The sequence below is a fragment of the Pseudomonas eucalypticola genome (assembly GCF_013374995.1).
GTDB lineage: Bacteria > Pseudomonadota > Gammaproteobacteria > Pseudomonadales > Pseudomonadaceae > Aquipseudomonas > Aquipseudomonas eucalypticola.
In genome coordinates, this window is sequence record NZ_CP056030.1 from 2,039,978 (window position 1) to 2,055,299 (window position 15,322).

The window sequence follows — 15,322 nt, forward strand, 5'->3', positions numbered from 1 at the left end:
GGGTGACGGCCGGTTCAGATGTCCAGCACTTCCATCTCGCGCAGCACCTGGGCCACGGCGTCCACGGCGGCTTGCATGCCGCTGCGGTCCACGCAACCGATACAACCGACGCGGAAAGTCTCCACTTGGGTCAATTTGCCGGGGTAAAGGATGAAACCCTTGGCCTTGACCCGCTCGTAGAAGTCCTTGAACCGGTAGCGCGCGTCCCGCGGGGCATGGAAGGTCACGATGATCGGTGCCTGAATGGCCGCCGGCAGGAAGCTGCGCAGGCCCAGGGCCGCCATGCCGTCCAGCAATGCCTGGCAATTATCCGCGTAACGCGCATGGCGGGCGCTCAGGCCGCCTTCTTCGTTGTATTGCAGCAGGGCCTCATGCAGCGCCGCCACCACGTGGGTTGGCGGGGTGAAGCGCCATTGGCCGGTCTTGGCCATGTAGGCGTGCTGGTCGTGCAGGTCCATGGCCAGGGAGTGGCAGTTGCCCTCGGCTTGGGCCAGGGCTGCTTTGTGGGCGAACACGAACCCCATGCCCGGTACCCCTTCCAGGCATTTTCCCGAAGCGGCGATCAGGGCGTCGAAGGGTACCTGGCTGGCGTCGATGGGCAGGGCGCCGAATGAACTCATGGCGTCGATGATCAGGCGCTTGCCGTGGCGCGCTACCACCTGGGCGATATCGGGCAGCGGGTTGAGGATGCCGGTACTGGTCTCGCAGTGGATCAGCGCCACGTGGGTGAAGCTGGGGTCGTCACGCAGCAGGCGGTTGACATCGTCGGCGGTGGTGGGTTGGTCTTCGGCGGTCTGGAAGGTGCTGTAGGACCGGCCCAGCACCGCGCAGATCTTCGCCAGCCGCTGGCCATAGGCGCCGTTGATCAACACCAGCACCTTGCCGTTGCGCGGCACCAGGGTGCCGATGGCCGCTTCCACGGCAAAGGTGCCACTGCCCTGCAGGGGCACGCAATGGTGGCTGGCGGCGCCGTTGATGATGGTCAACAGTTGCTCGCAGACACTGGCGGTCAGCTGGTTGAAGCCGGTGTCCCACGACCCCCAATCCATCATCATGGCCTGACGGGTACGGGCCGAAGTGGTCAAAGGGCCTGGGGTAAGCAGGAGGGGGGCGCGGGTGCTCATGGGTGTTCCTCGCAAGCGGTGGGCTGAACCTACGGCGCCTACGTTGCAATTACACGAAGCATCAATCAAATTGTTTGTTGTTATCCCAACTATAAGTCAGGCCGATTCATAAACCTGTTTCAACTGCGTGCCTTCGATGCCGTGGCCCGCGAGGGCAGTTTTACCCGGGCCGCCGAGCGCCTGTTCATCAGCCAGCCGGCCGTGACGGGGCACGTCAAGGCCCTGGAAGACCACTACCAGATAACCCTGTTGCGGCGCACGGCCCGACGGGTGGAACTGACCGAAGAGGGGACCCGGCTGGCAGCCATTACCCGCGCCATGTTCGGTTTGGCCGAAGAGGCCCGGGCGATGCTGGAGGCCAACCGCCAACTGTTGACCGGGCGTCTGGAAGTGGCCGCCGACGGCCCGCACCGGGTGATGCCGATGCTCGCCAGCCTGCGCGCCCGGTACCCCGGCGTGACCGTCAACCTGCGCTTGGGCAATGCCCAGGAAACCCTGGCGGCGCTGACGGCCGAACATGTGGACGTGGCGGTGATGACCGAGGTGGAGCCGCGCAAGGGCCTGCACCTGCACCCCCTGAGTGCTTCGCACATCTGCGCGCTGGTTCCGGCTGCCCACCCGTGGGCGGGGCACACCCTGGACCTGGCGCAGTTGCACCAGCAGATCATGGTGTTGCGCGAGCCTCATTCGATCACGCGCCGTACCTTCGACCAGGCCTGCGCCCAGGCGGGCGTGGTGCCGCGGGTGCTGCTGGAACTCGACAGCCGCGAGGCGGTAACGGAGGCAGTGGCGGCGCAGCTCGGCATCGGCATCGTCTCGTCGGTGGAAGTGGGCCATGACCCGCGCGTGGTCGCGGTGCCGTTGCGTGGGCAGGGGCTTGAGAACCGGCACATGATCGGCTGCCTGGAGCGACGGCGTGAGCTGCGCCTGATTCGAGCGTTTTTCGAGCTGGCCCCCCCGGTGTGAGCCGGAACCCAGGGTGCACGCTCGCTGGCAAGCGTGCTCCCACAACGTATAAACTGGCAGGATGCGCTGATCGATACCGGTATCGGCGCCAGAGAAAGAGAGTTGAAATGGGCGCACAGTGGAAAGCTAAACACAGAGAAGCAGCAGCCAACGCCAAAGGGCGCATCTTCGGCAAGCTGTCCAAGGAAATTTCGATTGCCGCGCGGGCCGGTACCGACCCTGACACCAACGCGCGTCTGCGCCTGGTCATCGAACAGGCCAAGAAGGCCTCCATGACGCGTGAAACCCTGGAACGCGCCATCAAGAAAGGCGCGGGCATCGGCGGCGAGGCGGTCAACTACACCCTGGTCAAGTACGAGGGTTTCGCCCCGCACCAGGTGCCGGTGATCGTCGAATGCCTGACCGATAACGTCAACCGCACCGTATCGCAGATCCGCGTGCTGTTCCGCAAGGGCACCCTGGGCGCAGAAGGCTCGGTGTCGTGGGACTTCAACCACGTAGGAATGATCGAAGCCACCCCGGCCAACGGCGACGCTGACCCGGAAATGGCTGCCATCGAAGCCGGCGCCCAGGATTTCGAGGCGGGCGAGGAAGAAGGCTCGACCCTGTTCGTCACCGACATCACCGACCTGGACGCCGTGTGCAAGGCACTGCCTGAGCAGCACTTCACCGTGGTGGCGGCGAAGATCGGCTACATGCCGAAGAACCCGGTCTCGGGCCTCAGCGACGAGCAGATGGCCGAGGTGGAAGCCTTCCTGGAAGCCATCGACGAAAACGACGACGTGCAGAACGTCTACGTCGGCCTGGCCGGCTGATACCGGGGCATCCGGCCCTGCACGCGGTGCGTGATGCACCGTGATTCCGCTATGGGGCCGGGCGAAGCTCGGGAGGCATGCGCTGTGGTGTGACGCCCAGTGCGCGTTGCCGGCTTCCCGAGCTTGCGTCGATTCTGCAACCGGACGACCTCAGCGGTGCAGGTCGGCCTTGAGGCGTTCCCCGGCGTAAGCCTGGGCCTGTGCCGCCTGCTGCACCAACGCCCCCAGGCCAAAGAATTCATGGGTCACGCCGCTGTAGACCCGGCGCTCCACACTCACCCCAGCCGCTTTCAGCGCGGTCTCCATCAGCGCGCCGTCGTCACGCAGCGGGTCGACCTCGGCATTGATCAGCGTCACCGGTGCCAGGCCTTGCAGGTTGGCATGCAGCACGTCCAGGCGTGGGTCCTGTTTCTGCGCCGGATCGGCGAGCAACTGATTGAAGAACCAGGGCATCATTGCCGCGTTCAGCGGTTTGGCATGGGCGTACTTGGCATAGGACTCCGTATCGCTGCCGGTCTGCGTGACCGGGTAGATGGCCAGCACCTGCTTGGGCGCCGCCAGGCCTTGTTCATGGGCGGCGATAGCGGTGGCCAGGGCCAGGTTGCCGCCAGCGCTTTCACCGGCCAGGGCCAGGTGCTGGGGGTCACCACCCACGGCCTTGGCGTAATGGGTCAGCCAACGGTATACCGCCACGCCGTCATCGGCCGCGGCGGGAAACCGGTCCTCAGGGGCACGGCGGTAATCGATGGACACCACCACCGCGTCGGCCAGCTTGGCCAGGGCACGGGCGCTGCTGTCGTACACCTTGCGGTCGGCCAGGACCCAGCCGCCGCCATGGAAATACAGGATCACCGGTTTGTAGTTATCCCCCGGCGGGGTATAGACCGTGGCAGGAATCTGCCCGGCTGCACCGGGGACCGTGCGGTCGTAGGCGCTGACACCGGGGGCCAGCACCGCCGGGTCGCTGTCGCGGCCCTGGTCGGCCATCAATGCCTTGGCGGCATCCGTCAGGGTAGGCTGCAGCCTGGCGGTGCCGACATCCAGGTTCTCGATGGGTTGCGGGTTGAGGCTGGCCAGTTTGTCCAGCACCTGGGCCATGTCGGCATCGGTGTGCAGGTTGGCGGCTTCGATCTGCGCCAGTTGTTCGGGGGTCGGTGGCGGGGGCGTGCTGGAACAGGCCGCCAGGGCCAGGGTTAACAGGGCGAGCAACGTTTTGGACATGGGTGTGGAGCCTGAACGGTCAAGGTCGCTTCACTATAGGCGAAAATGCCCCGGGTAAATATGCAGCACCTGCGTTGGCTGCCGGGCTGGTTTGCTGGGCGCTTCTCGACACAGGAGCGCCACCATGGCCACCACCCCCGATTTACCTGCCGCCCACCCTAACACTGCGTTCGTCCTCCAGCGCCTGCCAGGCTGGATGACAGCCTTGGACAAACCGGCGCTGGACGCCCTGGGCGCTAGCTTGCTGAGCGAGCAGTACCTTCCCGGTGGCCAATTGGCGACGTGGTTCAGCCAGTCGTCAGTGACCCGCCAGCACGCGCTGCTGGCAAGCCAGAAAGTCCGTGCCCGCGCCCGCGCCGCGGTATCGGCAGCGCTGGGGGAATTCAAGGGGGTGATGGCGTTCGCCGAACCCCTGCTCAATGAGCGCCTCACGCGGGTGTGCGGGCGCGCGGTCAACGTCCACGAAACCCTGTTGGTGCAAGTGCGGGAACAGGCGTCGTGGCTGGGTTCGGCCGTCTCGCGTACGCCGTTGGAGCAGAGCCTGTTACTGGCTGCGCTGCATAATTTCAACCCGGATCAGGTGTTTGACCCCAACAGCGGCCTGGTCACGCGGGGTGGCTACACCATCGACTACGTCCCTGCGCCGTCCCCCGCGCGTCCGTTGCCGCCGAACACGGGCGATCAGAGCGGTGACTTCAGCGACCTGGTGCCGGAGGCGGTTGATTTTCCGGTCTTCCAATTCAACCCGGACAGCAAGCTGCCGATCACCCCCCAGGTCTTTGCGCGCGAGTGTCGCGACCTGGATATCGGCCAGCAGTACCAGCACTACCTGGACCGCGTGTTGCTTCCCGCGTCCGTGCGCACGACCCTGGTGGCGGCCCGGGCCGCAGAGCTCGCCTGCCTGCGCCAGGTGGCGTTGCTCAAAGGCGATATCGATGCAGCGACCTTCGCCATGTTCGACCAGGTGCTGGAGGGCAAACCGCTGCTGCGCGAGGGGCTGCCCATGCAAGCGGTGCGCTTGGAACTGCTGCAGGCGGTGCTGCATGATGTGGTGGTCTTCAAACCCGCCACCTCCACCGCGGCGACCCAGCCGTGCATCGTATGGATGCCGGGAGACAGCCAGGCACCGTTGCGTCAATACGCCAGCGCAGGTGACTTCACCACGGCACTGGCCAACCGGCTGCGCGACCCTGCGTACCGCCGCGAGTTTCTCGACCGTGTAGGCATGGCCAGCCGCCCTGACTTCCTGCAGCGCCTGACCGCGCAGTTGGCGCGTGAGCGGGTCACCCTCGGCGGTTTCACCGCTGCCCTGCCAGTGCCGCTGCTCGAGCATCTTCACGACCGGCACATGGCCTGGCTGCGTGGCGAGGCGGCGTGCCTGGCGATCCCCACGGCGCGGGTAGACTACCTGGCCACGCTGGACCGCTGGGAAGGTTACCTGCAAAGCGGGATCAACGTGCTCAACCTCGCCGCACTGTTCGTTCCCGGGCTTGGCCAAGTGATGCTGCCGATCATCGCGGCCCAGGCCATGGGCGAGCTCTACCACGGCCTGGCGGACCTGGCCGACCACCATCTGGAGTCGGGCTGGGAGCACCTGGGCGGCCTGGCGCTGAATCTGGTGGTGGGCGTGGTGGCGCATCAGTCGGTGAAATTCTATGGCAGCATCAACCCTTTCGTCGAAGACCTGGTGCCGGTAGAGCTGGCGGATGGCTCGCAACGGCTGTGGTACCCGGACATCACGGCGTATGCCAGCGAACTCGAGCTGCAACCGCAGTGGTTGCCAGACGCTCAGGGCCTGTACGAACGAGACGGTGCCGCTTACGTTGCCCTGGACGGAAGGCTCTACCTGACCGACGTCAACGCCCGGACCGGCGAGCGGGTGATCTGCCGGCCCGGCGACCCCCAGGCATACCGACCTCCGGTGACCAGTGACGGCCGCGGCACCTGGACACATCAAGGCGAAAGCCCGCTGCGCTGGTCGCGCGCACGCTTGCTGCAGCGTATTACCCCCCAGGCCGCGGCCCTGAGCGACGTTGAGTTGGAGCAGGCGCTGTCGATTACCGGTGAGGACGAAGCCGTGTTGCGCCAGGCGGTGGTTGAGGGCTCGCCGCCCCCGTTGGAGTTCAGCGACACCGTGGCGCGCCTGGCCGCGGCCCGCAGGGTGGAGCGTCTGGTCGCCTGCGTGCGCGATGGGCAGGCTATCCCTGAAGGTTGGCCGGTGCCGCTGGAGGTGCTGGTGGAGCACCCCCGCTGGCCTTCGACGCTGGTGCTCAGGTTGTTCGAGGGCAATGAGCCCTGGGGCGTGTCCACGGACTACGGGGAGGTCGGCAACCCTGCGGCGCGGTGGGTTTCGCTGGTGCGTGCCGACCTTGCCAGCGGCGAACGGATGGGCGCGTTGCTCGATGGCTTGGGCGACAGCGCGTGCGACGCGTTGCTGGGGCACGTCGGCAGCCGCGGGCGCGCGGCGCGCGTGGAAGGGCTGCAGGCGCTGCTGGCCGAGCAACTGGAAGGTCGCCGCCCTGAGCTCCTGCCGGCCATGGTGCCCACCGAGATGGTGCCCCAGGCCCCAGGCAGCGAAGCCCTCGGCCGCGATTTCCCGAGCCTGGAAAGCGCTCAGCAGCGAGCGCTTATCGAGGGCGCTACCTTTGAAGAACTGGAGCGCCTGAAGGCCGGCCGGGTACCGCTGCGCATGGCTGAAGAAGCGCGAGTGCTACTGCGGGAACGACGCATCAACCGCGCCATCGCCGGGGTTTTCCAGCCCGCGCTGGCGAATGCCGACAGTGTCGTGCTCAACGAGGCATGGGGAAGCACGCCGCCCGCGGGCACTATTGATCGCAACCAGGTTGCCACGCTGTTGGGTATTCAGCGAGGCCGACAGGGCGGTTTCAACAGCCCGGTGCGGGTAGGGGCGCGCATCGGTTACCCGGCCAGCGGGCGCGGTCGCTTGCCCTCCTTCGATGCCGACCTGGTCGCCGGTGTAGGTGAGCTGTACCCTAATCTGGAGACCACCGAAATTTTCGACATGCTCACGGCATTGGAGCGGCCCCAGCCACAACTGCGGGCTTGGTTACAGGGCAAGCGTAGCGAACTCAAACGGCTGAGCAAGCGGTTGGACCAGTGGGTGTCGGCCGGCAAGACGCTCTACGGCAAAAATACCCCGCAGGCGCTGAACCGTGCCAACGTAGCGCAGGAAATCACCCGCGCGGCGCGGCGCGTCACCCCCAGGGTGGTCACCCATGCAGGCATGCGGGTGGGGTTCGAGTTGAACCTCACGGGCATGCGCCTGGATGGGCTGCCACCGCTGGAGACCGATTTCAGCCACATCAAAAGCCTGCTCCTGCAATCCACCGGTCTCTCGGGCGAGGGCCCCACGGCGTTCCTGGAGCAGTTCAGCGAGCTGCGTCACTTGAACCTGAGGCGCAACGAGTTGACGGCACTGCCCCCGGCGGTCGGTAAAATGTCAGGACTGACCCGTTTGCACGTGAGTCAGAACCGTATTGTCTGGAACGACGCCTGCGCCGTGACGCTCAACCCGCTCACCCGGTTGCGCGACCTCGACCTGGGGTTCAACCCCCTGGGCAGAACCCCTGACCTGGCCAGCCTGCAGGCGCTGCGCGGGGTCAGACTGCCTGGCACGGGCCTGGAAGACTACCCGGTCAGCGTGCTGCGGCTGCCCGAAATGAGCGTCTTGGACTTGCGGCACAACCGCTTGGGTACGTTGCCCGCCGAGGTGCTGGCGCCGTTCGCCGAACAGACCGAGACGGTCAGGCGCATCAACCGGGAAACCCATCTGGAGGGCAACCCGTTGAGCGCGCCCACCCTGGATGCCCTGCGTGACCAGTACACGGTCACGGGCAATCGTTTCGGCCTGGCTTCGTTTACCGCCCCTGCGCCTGTCGCGCCGGGTACCGAAGGCGTCGCGCGGTGGCTGCAGGGCGTGTCGGGCACCGAGCACGAGGGCTTGATGGCGAAGTGGCAAGCGTTGCGCGCCGAACCGGGCGGCAATGCGTTCTTTCAGGTGTTCGATGAGCTGGCCGAATCCAGCGACTTCCGGCAGGCCGAGACCTACACGGACCTGCGCGATCGAGTGTGGAAGATGATCGAGGCGGCCACCCACAACACCGAACTGCGCGAGACGCTGTTCACGGAAGCAGCCCATGGCACGACATGCGGCGATGGTGCGTCACTGCTGTTCAGTGTGCTGCAGGTGCGTACGCTGGTGTTCGAAGCGTCCCGGGGCGTGACCGGCGAGGCCCGGCAGTTGCAGCTGTTGAAGTTGGCAAAGGGGCTGTTCCGCCTCGACGAGGTGGACAAGGCGGCGTTTGCCGACGTGCGCGGCCGCACCACGACACCGGACGTGGCCGAGGTACAGTTGGTCTACCGCACCCGCTTGGCCGATACGCTGGACCTGCCGGGGCAGCCCAAGGGCATGCGGTTTGCCCGTACCGCGGATGTAACCGAACAAGCCATTGCCACTGCCCAGGCGAACATTCTGGCCATGGATGGCACCCCGGCGATGGTCGAGTCGGTGGCGGCACGTGACTTCTGGGCCGCCAACCTGCGCAGCGTCAAGGCCAATGAAGCACGCTTCAGCGCCCATGACACCACCTACGTCAACCTGGTGACCGCGCTGCACACCGACGCCGAAGCGGGGGCATTCAATAGCGGCCGCTACCTGAAAAAGGTCGAGCAAATGGTGGCCCGGCGCGATGCGGCGGAAAAGCGCCTCGTGCTGGAATTGACCCAGGAGGTGTTTGACCGGGAGGTACAGGTCACAGAGCTGTAGGTCACCCGCGGCCTCTGTAGCGGCCAGGCCATGTCCAGCCTTACGCGGCCTGTAAAGCAGGCGTGACGACCATGGCCCCCCCCTGAAACGACAAACCCCGCCGAGGCGGGGTTTGTCGTTCATCCGGCGGTGGGTCAGCCGATCAGTTGAAACCCGGCATGCTGCACCAGGTCCAGCAGCGGTTGCGGGTAGATACCCAGGGCGAACGCCAGCAGGGCGATGGCCAGCAGCATCACGCCGCCGGTACGCTGTTCCCAGTTGAACGGTGCATCGTGGCGACGCAGGTTCGGTTCGATCAGGTACAGGGTCACCATCACGCGCAGGTAGTAGAACACGCCGATGGCGCTACCGATCACCAGCGAGCCGGTCAGCCACCACAGTTGCGATTGCACGCCAGTGGCGATGATGTAGAACTTGCCGATGAAGCCGGCGGTCAGCGGAATACCCGCCAGCGACAGCATCATCACGGTCAGCACTGCCGTCAGGTACGGACGGCGCCAGAACAGGCCGCGGTATTCGTACAGGGCGTCGGCATCACGGCCGTTGTAGGGCGAGGACATCAGGGTGATCACGCCAAAGGCGCCCAGGCTGGTGATCACGTAGGTCACCAGGTACACACCGATGGCTTCCAGCGCCAGGCCCTTGCTGGCCACCAGGGCAATCAGCAGGTAGCCGAAGTGGGCGATGGAGGAAAAGCCCAGCAGGCGCTTGAGGTTGGTCTGGGTCACGGCCAACAGGTTGCCGATCAGGATCGACGCCACGGCAATGACCTCCAGCACGGTGGTCAGCACACCGCTGCTGGCCGCTGGCGACAGTTGGAACAGACGCACGACGACCGCGAACACCGCTACCTTGCTGGCGGTGGCCAGGAAGGCCGCCACCGGCGCAGGGGCGCCTTCGTAGACGTCCGGCGTCCACAGGTGGAAGGGCACCAGCGACAGCTTGAACGCCAGGCCCACGAACATCATCGCCAGGCCCAGGGAGGCCAGGCTGGTGGGCTTGCCGGTGGCGGCCAGGGCGCGGCCGATTTCGGCGAACTGCAGGCTGCCGGCGTCAGCGTAGAGCAAGGCCATGCCGAACAGCAGGAACGCCGAACCAGCGGCCGACAGCACCATGTACTTGATACCCGCTTCCAGCGACCGCTTGTTGAAGAAGGCGTAGGCGATCAGGCCATACACCGGCACCGACAGCAGCTCCAGGCCGATGAACAGGCTCGACAGGTGCTGCGCGCTGACCAGTACCATGCCACCGGCCGAAGCCATCAGGATCAGCAGGTACAGTTCTTCGCGGTTGCCCGGGTAGCCCGAGCCACCGTCGCCCAGGTAGGCGTGGGCCAGGGTCACGCACGCCAGGGTGGCGACCAGGATCAGGGCAATGTACAGGCAGGCGAAATGGTCGATCTGGATCAGCGAGGTGACGCTGATGGGCGACACCTTGAGGGCCGGCAGCACCGACAACAGGGCCAGGTTCAGCCCCGCCACCGACAGCAGGAAGGTTTGCGAGTGATTGCGCCGCCAGGCGATCGCCAGCATTACCACCACGACGGTGAGGCTGGTGATCAGCAGCGGTGCAAGCGCGATAAAGTGTTGAAGGGTCAGGTCCATAGCGCTCTTACCGGGCCGAAGCGAGTTGAGTGAAAGCGGTGCCGAACCATTGCTGGACACCGGCCATGGTGGCGGCCGAAGTGTCCAGGAACGGTTGCGGATAGACGCCAAGCAATACCAGCAGGGCCGCCAGGCCCAGCACCATGATCAGTTCGCGGTTGTCCATGCCGGCCAGCACGGTGTCGGATTTCGACGGACCGAAGTAGGCGCGGTGGATCATGATCAGCGAGTACACCGAGCCGAACACCAGGCCGAAGGTGGCAATGATGATGACCACCGGGGCAATCGGGAAGCTGCCGATCAGAATCAGGAACTCGCCGACGAAGTTGCCGGTGCCCGGCAAGCCCAGCGACGCAGCAGCGAAGAACAGGCTGATGGCCGGCAGGTAGGCGATGCGTGACCACAGGCCGCCCATTTCGCGCATGTCACGGGTGTGCAGGCGCTCGTACAGTTGGCCGCTGAGGATAAACAGTGCCGCCGCCGACAGGCCGTGGGCGAGCATCTGTACCACCGCGCCTTGCAGCGCTTGCTGGGAACCGGAGTAGATGCCGATCAGCACGAAGCCCATGTGCGAGACGCTGGAGAAGGCGATCAGGCGCTTGATGTCGGTCTGCGCGAACGCCAGGAAGGCGCCGTAGAAGATCCCGATCAGGCCCAGGGTCATGGCAATGGGCGCGAACTCTGCCGAGGCGTGCGGGAACAGCGGCAGGGCAAAGCGCAGCAGGCCGTAGGCCGCCGTCTTCAGCAGGATACCGGCCAAGTCCACGGAACCGGCGGTCGGCGCCTGGGCGTGGGCGTCAGGCAGCCAGCTGTGGAACGGCACGACCGGCAGCTTCACCGCGAAGGCGATGAAGAAGCCCAGCATCAGCAGGTATTCCACGCCGTGTGGCAGCTTGGCCTTGAGCAGGTCGGCGTAGTTGAAGGTCATCACGCCGGTGTTGCTGTAGTTGAACAGCACCAGGCCCAGGATCGCCACCAGCATGATCAGGCCGCTGGCCTGGGTGAAGATGAAGAACTTGGTGGCCGCGTAGATACGGGTTTTCTTGCCGTCCGCCGAGCTGTGACCCCAGAGCGCGATGAGGAAATACATCGGCACCAGCATCATTTCCCAGAAGAAGAAGAACAGGAACAGGTCCAGGGCCAGGAACACCCCGACCACGCCGCCCAGGATCCACATCAGGTTGAGGTGGAAGAAGCCGACGTGGCGCTGGATCTCTTTCCAGGAACACAGGACCGAGAGCACACCCAGCAGGCCGGTGAGCAGGATCATCAGCAGCGACAGGCCGTCCAGGCCCAGGTGCACGCTGATGCCGAAGCGCTCGATCCACTGGACCTTGAACTCGTAGGCCCACGCCGGGGCGGCGCCCGGGGCAGGGGACAGATGGTAGTCACCGTGGGCCCACAGCCAGAGGCCGATGGCAAGTTCCAGGGACATGGTCAGCAACGCGATCCAGCGTGGCAGGGTGGCGCCGGAGCGCTCACCCAGCCAGCACAGAAGGCCGCCGATAAAGGGGATCAGGATCAGCCAGGGCAAAATCATGACGGGCTCAATTCCTTTCGCAAAGTCGCAAGGTTCATATCAGACCGAAGCCAGCACTACGGCACCGAGTACCAGTACGGCACCGGCAACGATGGAGGCGGCATACCAGCGCAGTTGACCCGTCTCGGTACGGCTCATGGCGGTGTTGCCGCCTTTCGCCATGCGCGGGATCAGGCCGATGGTGCGGTCTACCGGGTCCTTGCGCAGCAGGTGGCTGATGCCAAGGTACGGTTTGACGAACAGTTTGTCGTAGATCCAGTCGAAGCCCCAGGCAGCGAACCACCAGGCCGACAGCACGCGGCCAGGGCCGCTGTTGGCGATGGCGGTGGCGACGCGGCGCTTGCCCAGGAACAGCAGGGCGGCCAGCAGGATACCGGCCAGGGCGATGGCGCCCGAGGCGATTTCCAGGCTGTGCTTGGCTTCGCCGCCGGCGTGGCCGACGCTTTCCGGCAGCACGCCGGCCAGTGGCGGGTGAATCCAGGCGCCGACGAAGGTCGACAGCACGATCAGCACGCCCAGCGGCAGCCAGTGGGAAATACCGTGGCCAGGGTGGGCATCGGTCTTCGCTTCGCCGTGGAAGGCGATGAAGATCAGGCGGAAGGTGTAGATCGAGGTCATGAACGCGCCTACCAGGCCGGCGTACAGCAGGTAGGTGTGGCCGCTGGCGAAGGCTTCCCAGAGGATCTCGTCCTTGGAGTAGAAGCCCACGGTCAGGATCGGCAGGGCCGACAGGGCCGCGCCACCGACGATGAAGCAGGCGTAGGCCAGGGGCAGCTTCTTCCACAGGCCGCCCATCTTGAAGATGTTCTGCTCGTGGTGGCAACCCACGATCACCGCACCGGAGGCCAGGAACAGCAGGGCCTTGAAGAAAGCGTGGGTCATCAGGTGGAAGATCGCGCCTTCCCAGGCGCCGACGCCCAGGGCCAGGAACATGTAGCCGATCTGGCTCATGGTCGAGTAGGCCAGGATGCGCTTGATGTCGGTCTGCACCAGGGCGGCGAAGCCGGCCAGTACCAGGGTCACGCCGCCGACGATGCCCACCAGGTGCAGGATATCCGGCGCCAGGGCGAACAGGCCGTGGGTACGGGCGATCAGGTACACGCCTGCGGTCACCATGGTCGCGGCGTGGATCAGTGCCGATACCGGGGTAGGACCGGCCATGGCGTCTGCCAGCCAGGTCTGCAGCGGCAGTTGCGCGGACTTGCCCACCGCACCGCCCAGCAGCATCAGGGTGGCGGCGACGATCCAGAAGTCACCGGCCTTGAAGTGCTCGGGCGCACGCACCATCAGTTCCTGGATGTTCAGGGTACCCAGTTGCTGGAACAGGATGAACAGGCCGATCGCCATGAACACGTCACCGATGCGGGTGACGATGAAGGCCTTGAGTGCGGCGTTACCGTTGTTGCGGTTGCTGTAGTAGAAACCGATCAGCAGGTAACTGCACAGGCCCACGCCTTCCCAACCGAAGTATAGGAACAGCAGGTTGTCGGCCAGGACCAGGAACAGCATGCTGGCGATGAACAGGTTGGTGTACGAGAAGAAGCGCGAGTAGCCCTCTTCACCGCGCATGTACCAGGACGCGAACAGGTGGATCAGGAAGCCCACCCCCACCACCACGCCCAGCATGGTGATCGACAGACCATCCACGTACAGGGCGAAGTTGGGCTCGAAGCCATCCACCGACATCCAGCGCCACAGCACCAGGGTGTAGTGACCCGCTTCGGGCGGGGCGACGTTGAACTGCCAGATCACGTAGGCGGCGACGATGGCCGACAGGCCGATGGAGCCGACACCGATCAGCGCCGAGAGGTTTTCGGAAAAGCGCCCGCGCGAGAACGACAGCAGCAGGAAGCCGATGAGGGGAAATACGAAGGTCAGAAAGATCAGGTTCATCCGCGCATCTCACTGGCAGCGTCGATATCAAGCGTGTGGAAGCGGCGGTACAGCTGCAGCAGGATCGCCAGGCCGATACTGGCCTCGGCGGCTGCCAGGGTGATGACCAGGATGAACATGATCTGCCCATCCGGCTGCGCCCAGCGTGCACCGGCCACGACGAACGCCAGCGCAGCGGCGTTCATCATGATTTCCAGGCTCATCAATACGAAGAGGATGTTGCGGCGTACCATCACGCCCATGAGGCCCAGGCAGAACAGCACACCGGCGACGGCCAGGCCGTGTTCCAGAGGAATCGATGACATGGTTTACTCCTTCGCCTCGTTGCGGCCCAGGTGGAAGGCGGTGACCACGGCGGCCAGCAGCAGCATCGAGGCCAGTTCAACCACCAGCAGGTAAGGGCCGAACAGGCTGATGCCCACGGCCTTGGCGCTCACGGTTTCCTGGCCGATGGCAGCGCCAGTCGGTTCGGCGAACAACACGTAGCACAGTTCGAACAGCAGCATGCCGGCCAGGAAGATCGGCCCGGCCCAGATGCCCGGCTTCAGCCAGCCCCGTTCCTGCAGCACCGACGCTGGGCCCAGGTTGAGCATCATCACCACGAAGACGAACAGCACCATGATGGCGCCGGCGTAGACGATCACCTCCAGCACCCCGGCGAACGGTGCGCCGAGGCTGAAGAAGGTCATGGACACGGCGATCAGCGAAATGATCAGGTAGAGCAGCGCGTGCACGGGGTTGGTGTTGGTGATCACCCTGAAGGTGGACACCACGGCGACTCCGGCTGCGAAATAGAAAGCGAATTCCATCTTTCTTCCTTAAGGGAGCAAGCTCTTCACGTTGATCGGCTCGGCTTCGTTCTGCGCGGCGCCCTTCGGCTTGCCGGCAACGGCCATCCCTGCAACGCGATAGAAGTTGTAGTCAGGGTTCTTGCCGGGGCCGGAGATCAGCAGATCTTCTTTCTCGTACACCAGGTCCTGACGCTTGAACTCGGCCATTTCGAAATCCGGGGTCAGCTGGATCGCGGTGGTCGGGCAGGCTTCCTCGCACAGGCCGCAGAAAATGCAGCGGGAGAAGTTGATGCGGAAGAAGTCCGGGTACCAGCGGCCGTCTTCGGTCTCGGCTTTCTGCAGCGAGATGCAACCCACCGGGCAGGCCACGGCGCACAGGTTGCAGGCCACGCAGCGCTCTTCGCCGTCGGGGTCGCGGGTCAGCACGATACGGCCGCGGTAGCGCGGCGGCAGGTACACGGCTTCTTCGGGGTACTGCAGGGTGTCACGCTTGCGGAAGCCATGGCCGAAAACCATCACCAGGCTGCGCAGTTGGGTACCCGTACCCTTAACGATGTCACCAATATATTTGAACATGGGTCA

At 65.1% G+C, this 15,322-nt stretch carries 11 protein-coding genes; 3 read left to right on the top strand and 8 right to left on the bottom strand.

All coding sequences use genetic code 11. The features are described from left to right. Positions 1-14: 14 nt before the first annotated feature. A complete protein-coding gene (locus tag HWQ56_RS09475; RefSeq protein ID WP_158156547.1) occupies positions 15-1,124 on the bottom strand; it encodes a 2-aminoethylphosphonate--pyruvate transaminase in 1,110 nt (369 codons plus the stop codon). A gap of 108 nt (positions 1,125-1,232) precedes the next feature. On the opposite strand from HWQ56_RS09475, the gene HWQ56_RS09480 reads away from it, so the two are divergent. Both HWQ56_RS09480 and HWQ56_RS09485 read left to right on the top strand, forming a co-directional pair. Continuing rightward, positions 1,233-2,090 (top strand): LysR substrate-binding domain-containing protein, encoded by an 858-nt coding sequence (locus tag HWQ56_RS09480; RefSeq protein ID WP_176572370.1) that lies wholly within the window; start codon positions 1,233-1,235, stop codon positions 2,088-2,090. A 107-nt stretch (positions 2,091-2,197) separates the two neighbouring features. Further along, a complete protein-coding gene (locus tag HWQ56_RS09485) occupies positions 2,198-2,905 on the top strand; it encodes a YebC/PmpR family DNA-binding transcriptional regulator (RefSeq protein WP_176570289.1) in 708 nt (235 codons plus the stop codon). A gap of 150 nt (positions 2,906-3,055) precedes the next feature. Here HWQ56_RS09485 and HWQ56_RS09490 read toward each other — a convergent pair whose 3' ends face one another. Continuing rightward, positions 3,056-4,126, bottom strand: a complete 1,071-nt coding sequence (locus HWQ56_RS09490) for an alpha/beta hydrolase (RefSeq protein ID WP_158156553.1) — start codon at positions 4,124-4,126, stop codon at positions 3,056-3,058. 124 nt (positions 4,127-4,250) lie between these two features. Here HWQ56_RS09490 and HWQ56_RS09495 point away from each other — a divergent pair, with 124 nt between their 5' ends. After that, positions 4,251-8,912, top strand: a complete 4,662-nt coding sequence (locus HWQ56_RS09495; protein WP_176570290.1) for an NEL-type E3 ubiquitin ligase domain-containing protein — start codon at positions 4,251-4,253, stop codon at positions 8,910-8,912. A 134-nt stretch (positions 8,913-9,046) separates the two neighbouring features. On the opposite strand, the gene nuoN is transcribed toward HWQ56_RS09495, so the two are convergent. Genes nuoN through nuoI form a run of 6 tightly spaced genes read right to left on the bottom strand, consistent with a single transcriptional unit; the run spans position 9,047 to position 15,316 of the window. Continuing rightward, positions 9,047-10,516, bottom strand: coding sequence for an NADH-quinone oxidoreductase subunit NuoN (gene nuoN / locus HWQ56_RS09500; RefSeq protein WP_158156558.1), 1,470 nt, complete (start codon positions 10,514-10,516; stop codon positions 9,047-9,049). A 7-nt stretch (positions 10,517-10,523) separates the two neighbouring features. Further along, positions 10,524-12,056, bottom strand: coding sequence for an NADH-quinone oxidoreductase subunit M (gene nuoM / locus HWQ56_RS09505; RefSeq protein WP_158156560.1), 1,533 nt, complete (start codon positions 12,054-12,056; stop codon positions 10,524-10,526). A gap of 39 nt (positions 12,057-12,095) precedes the next feature. Continuing rightward, positions 12,096-13,949 carry an NADH-quinone oxidoreductase subunit L gene (gene nuoL / locus HWQ56_RS09510; protein ID WP_158156562.1) on the bottom strand — a complete coding sequence of 618 codons (1,854 nt, stop codon included), beginning with the start codon at positions 13,947-13,949 and terminating at the stop codon, positions 12,096-12,098. Beyond that, complete coding sequence (gene nuoK / locus HWQ56_RS09515) at positions 13,946-14,254, bottom strand: NADH-quinone oxidoreductase subunit NuoK (RefSeq protein ID WP_158156564.1); 309 nt, start codon at positions 14,252-14,254, stop codon at positions 13,946-13,948. Before nuoK ends, nuoL begins: the two co-directional genes overlap by 4 nt. 3 nt (positions 14,255-14,257) lie before the next feature. Next, positions 14,258-14,758, bottom strand: a complete 501-nt coding sequence (gene nuoJ / locus HWQ56_RS09520; protein ID WP_158156566.1) for an NADH-quinone oxidoreductase subunit J — start codon at positions 14,756-14,758, stop codon at positions 14,258-14,260. A gap of 9 nt (positions 14,759-14,767) precedes the next feature. Next, positions 14,768-15,316, bottom strand: a complete 549-nt coding sequence (nuoI, locus tag HWQ56_RS09525; protein WP_003174725.1) for an NADH-quinone oxidoreductase subunit NuoI — start codon at positions 15,314-15,316, stop codon at positions 14,768-14,770. Between the last annotated feature and the right edge of the window lie 6 nt (positions 15,317-15,322).